Raw genomic sequence first — 4609 nt, forward strand, 5'->3', positions numbered from 1 at the left:
CCTGACCCAGGCTCTTGGTCGCCGCCGCGTGCAGACCGAGCCATACGTGCCGCTCCCGCTCGAACGGGCCGCCGCCGCCCGCCCCCCCCCGGGCCGGCCCCCCCCCCCCGGTCGGTCGGGTCTGCTGGACCGGACCTGCGAGGCCGGGCCCCTCGGGAGAGGCCGGGCCCTCAGGATGGGCCGGGCCCTCGGGAGAGGCCGGGCCCTCGGGACGGGCCGACGGCTCAGTCCTCGGTCAGTTCCACCTGGATCTCGACCTCGACCGGAGCGTCCAGCGGCAGCACCGCGACGCCCACCGCGCTGCGCGCGTGCACGCCCTTGTCACCGAGGACCTGCGCGAACAGCTCGCTGGCGCCGTTGATCACGCCGGGCTGGCCGGTGAAGTCCGCGGCGGAGGCCACGTAACCCACGACCTTGACCACGCGTGCGATGCGGTCGAGGTCGCCCGTGACGGATTTCACGGCGGCGAGGGCGTTCAGCGCGCAGGTGGCGGCCAGTTCCTTGGCCTCCTCCGCGGTGACCTCGGCACCCACCTTGCCGGTCAGGGCGAGTTTGCCGTCCACCAGCGGCAGCTGACCCGCCGTGTAGACGTACGCGCCGCTGCGTACGGCGGGTTTGTACGCGGCGAGTGGCGGCGCGACCTCCGGCAGGGTCAGTCCCCGCTCGGCGATCGCGGACGATGCCGCTCACGCGCTCTTCTCCCGCTTCAGGTAGGCCACGAGCTGCTCGGGGTTGTTGGGGCCCGGCACGACCTGGACGAGCTCCCAGCCGTCCTCGCCCCAGGTGTCCAGGATCTGCTTGGTCGCGTGCACGAGAAGCGGCACGGTGGCGTATTCCCACTTGGTCATGGGGCGACTGTAGTCGCAACCTCAGGGAGCCCCCGAGAAACCCCAGGGGCGGCCTGGTGCGTACTGCGGGACCCGACTGGTTAGGCTCGAATACGTGAGCAGGCTCCAGGTCGTCAGCGGCAAGGGCGGTACCGGTAAGACGACGGTGGCCGCCGCGCTCGCGCTCGCCCTCGCGACGGAGGGGAAGCGCACCCTCCTCGTCGAGGTCGAGGGCAGGCAGGGCATCGCGCAGCTCTTCGAGACGGAGGCGCTGCCGTACGAGGAGCGGAAGATCGCCGTGGCGTCCGGCGGCGGCGAGGTCTTCGCGCTGGCCATCGACGCGGAGCGGGCCCTCCTCGACTACCTCCAGATGTTCTACAAGCTGGGCAGCGCCGGCCGCGCGCTGAACAAGCTGGGCGCGATCGACTTCGCGACGACCATCGCCCCCGGCGTCCGCGACGTCCTGCTGACGGGCAAGGCGTGCGAGGCCGTGCGCCGGCGCGACAGGAGCGGCAGGTTCGCCTACGACTACGTGGTGATGGACGCGCCGCCCACCGGCCGCATCACACGCTTCCTCAATGTGAACTACGAGGTGGCGGGGCTCGCGAAGATCGGCCCCATACACAATCAGGCTCAGGCGGTGATGCGCGTCCTCAAGTCGCGCGAGACCGCGGTGCATCTCGTGACGCAGCTGGAGGAGATGCCCGTCCAGGAGACGGCGGACGGCGTCGCGGAGCTGCGAGCGGCGGAGCTGCCGGTGGGCAACGTGATCGTCAACATGGTCCGCCCGCATCTGCTGGACGAGGCGGCGGTACGGGCCGCGGGCGGCGACCGCCGCAAGGAGATCACGAAGGTGCTGTCGTCGGCGGGGCTCACCGCGCCCACGAAGCTGGTGGGCCCGCTGCTCGACCAGGCCGCCGAGCACGCGCAGCGGGTGGAGCTGGAGCGCGAGCAGCGTGCCGTGCTGGAGGGCATCGGCGTCCCCCGGTACGAACTGCCCCTGCTCGGCGAGGGCATGGATCTCGCGGGGCTGTACCAGCTGGCCAGGGAGCTTCGACAGCTCGGAAAGGCTTTCGCATGAGCAAGGCCCAGGGCCCCGGCGCGCAGCGGGACGACGGCGATGAGGCCGGCAGCGGCCTCCCCGCTGACCCCGACGCCGACCTCGACATCGATATCGGTGCCGACATCGATAGCGACGGGGACGACGACGCCATCGGGGCCGCCGGTGCCGGCACGAGCTCCGCCACGGGCTCCGGCACCGGCGCCGCGCGCGGCCGTACGCGCGGCCGGGCGGAACCCTCGCCGGAGCGGGCCGGGCTCCCGTCGGACACGCCCGCCCTCGACGTGGACGCGCTGCTGGACGACCGGGCCACCCGCATCATCGTCTGCTGCGGTTCCGGCGGCGTCGGCAAGACCACGACCGCCGCGGCGCTCGGTGTGCGGGCCGCGGAGCGCGGGCGCAAGGTGGTCGTCCTGACCATCGATCCGGCGCGGCGCCTCGCGCAGTCCATGGGAATCGACTCGCTCGACAACACCCCACGCCAGGTCAAGGGCGTCGAGGGCCCCGGCGAACTGCACGCGATGATGCTGGACATGAAGCGGACGTTCGACGAGATCGTCGAGTCGCACGCGGACAAGGCACGGGCCCGCGCCATCCTGGAGAACCCGTTCTACCAGTCCCTGTCGGCCGGGTTCGCCGGTACGCAGGAGTACATGGCCATGGAGAAGCTGGGCCAGCTGCGGGCTCGCGACGAGTGGGACCTGATCGTCGTCGACACCCCGCCCTCGCGCTCGGCGCTGGACTTCCTCGACGCGCCGAAGCGCCTCGGCTCGTTCCTGGACGGAAAGTTCATCCGGCTGCTGATGGCCCCCGCGAAGGTCGGCGGCCGGGCGGGGATGAAGTTCCTCAACGTCGGTATGTCCATGATGACGGGCACGCTGGGCAAACTGCTCGGCGGGCAGTTCCTCAACGACGTGCAGACGTTCGTGGCGGCGATGGACACGATGTTCGGCGGCTTCCGCACTCGCGCGGACGCGACGTACCGGCTGCTCCAGGCGCCGGGCACGGCGTTCCTCGTGGTCGCGGCGCCCGAACGGGACGCGCTGCGCGAAGCCGCCTATTTCGTAAGGCGGTTGGCGGCGGAGCGGATGCCGCTCGCGGGCCTGGTCCTCAACCGGGTGCACGACAGCGGCGCGCGCAGGCTGTCCGCGGACCGGGCACGGGCCGCCGCGGAAAATCTTGAAGAGACCGGCATTGTGGATCAGGAGCCCGGGAATGGTGTCTCTGGCGCCACCCCCCGCGGCGCGACCAACAGCGCGGCCGCCCCCGGCACCGCTTCCTCTCCCGAGGCCACCGGGCCGTCCGAGCACCCCGAATCCCCGGACGCCCACCAGGGCGATTCGCCCGTTTCGCCCGACAGTTCCGATTCATCAACGGCGGACACTGTCACAAGCGTGGAACAACTGACAGCGGGTCTGCTGCGTCTGCACGCGGATCGTATGCACGTGATCGCGCGCGAGCAGCGCACCCGGGACCGCTTCACGGCGCTCCACCCGGAGGTGGCGGTCATCGCCGTCCCCGCGCTGCCCGGCGATGTGCACGACCTGGTCGGCCTCAGGGCAGTGGGCGACCGTCTGGCGGCAGCGGACACATCGGCCTGACATCGGACCCGTACCCGCACGCGAGCCCGCCTCGCCGCACGGATGCCCGCACGCGCTGACGACCGGCCTGGTCAGCGGCGGTCGGCTTCATCAGCGGCGCTCAGCCACGTCAGCGGCGGCGGCCTGTCAGCGGCGGTCAGCCCTGTCCGTCACGTCCCGTCCGGTCAGCCCCGTCCATCACGTCCCGTCCCGTCAGCGGGACATCTGCTCGCGACGGCGGCCGAGGCCGTACGCCACACGCCACACGCCACAGCGCCCACGGTGGCCGGTGGCCGGACTCCGCCGCGTCAGCCGACCGCGGCGTATGTCTCGAAGTCGTCGTCACCCTCAAGCCCGGCGGGAAGCAGGCCCGCGCTCCGCTCGTACTCCGTGCGCGCCGTCTCCAGCAGGCGCCGCCACGAGGTGACCGTCGGGCGCCTGCGGAGCAGCGCACGGCGCTCCCGCTCCGTCATCCCGCCCCACACGCCGAACTCCACACGGTTGTCGAGCGCGTCGGCCAGGCACTCCGTACGCACCGGACACCCGGTGCACACCGCCTTGGCCCTGTTCTGCGCTGCACCTTGAACGAACAGTTCATCCGGATCGGTAGTGCGACAGGCTGCCTGCGCACTCCAGTCGGTAACCCAGCCCATGCCGGCGCCGTCCTCTCCCGAATCGAGGCTCCCCCACGGCGGAAGCGGCATATTCACCGCTGCCAGTTGAGGACGTTACGGGCGGCGGGCACGCGGCAACACCCCCTTCGTGCCCAATCTTGAATGGTCCGAACGGACTATGCGTGCTCGAAAGATCACCCAGGGGAGTGAAGGAACGAGGCGGTGAACAAACCCGTACGACCAGGGTGTTCACCCTCTTCACAGCGGACGCCGAACGCCACAACAGGCAGCCGCGGCAGGCCTCTTCCGGCGTTCGGGACAGCCGGAACCGGACAAGCGAAGACCACCCGAAAGGGTGACGTCGACGTCGAGGACAACTCCCCCGACGCCCCCGTTACCTTCTAGACGGCCTTGATCATGAGGCTCCCGGCCTTCTGGCCCGGCATGACTATGTCCCCCTGTCGACCATGACCCGGGGGGTGGTGTCACCGGGCCGGAAGGCGCCGGTAGATCGCTAATAGGGGCAGG

The 4609-nt window shown here is 71.1% G+C and carries 5 protein-coding genes; 2 read left to right on the forward strand and 3 right to left on the reverse strand.

The features are described from left to right. Window positions 1–224: 224 nt before the first annotated feature. Together LCE31_RS37115 and LCE31_RS37120 are read right to left on the reverse strand one after the other, a co-directional pair. Window positions 225–671, reverse strand: coding sequence for a RidA family protein (locus tag LCE31_RS37115; protein WP_225022457.1), 447 nt, complete (start codon window positions 669–671; stop codon window positions 225–227). A 15-nt stretch (window positions 672–686) separates the two neighbouring features. Continuing rightward, on the reverse strand, window positions 687–848 hold the full coding sequence (locus LCE31_RS37120) for a DUF4177 domain-containing protein (protein ID WP_075033571.1): 162 nt from the start codon (window positions 846–848) through the stop codon (window positions 687–689). A 94-nt stretch (window positions 849–942) separates the two neighbouring features. On the opposite strand from LCE31_RS37120, the gene LCE31_RS37125 reads away from it, so the two are divergent. Both LCE31_RS37125 and LCE31_RS37130 read left to right on the forward strand, forming a co-directional pair. Next, window positions 943–1908 carry an ArsA family ATPase gene (locus tag LCE31_RS37125; protein ID WP_225022451.1) on the forward strand — a complete coding sequence of 322 codons (966 nt, stop codon included), beginning with the start codon at window positions 943–945 and terminating at the stop codon, window positions 1906–1908. Then, on the forward strand, window positions 1905–3488 hold the full coding sequence (locus tag LCE31_RS37130) for an ArsA family ATPase (RefSeq protein WP_225022453.1): 1584 nt from the start codon (window positions 1905–1907) through the stop codon (window positions 3486–3488). Before LCE31_RS37125 ends, LCE31_RS37130 begins: the two co-directional genes overlap by 4 nt. Before the next feature lie 287 nt (window positions 3489–3775). On the opposite strand, the gene LCE31_RS37135 is transcribed toward LCE31_RS37130, so the two are convergent. Next, window positions 3776–4120, reverse strand: a complete 345-nt coding sequence (locus LCE31_RS37135) for a WhiB family transcriptional regulator (RefSeq protein WP_225022455.1) — start codon at window positions 4118–4120, stop codon at window positions 3776–3778. Window positions 4121–4609: the final 489 nt, after the last annotated feature.

The sequence above is a fragment of the Streptomyces sp. 8L genome (assembly GCF_020176795.1).
Taxonomy (GTDB): domain Bacteria; phylum Actinomycetota; class Actinomycetes; order Streptomycetales; family Streptomycetaceae; genus Streptomyces.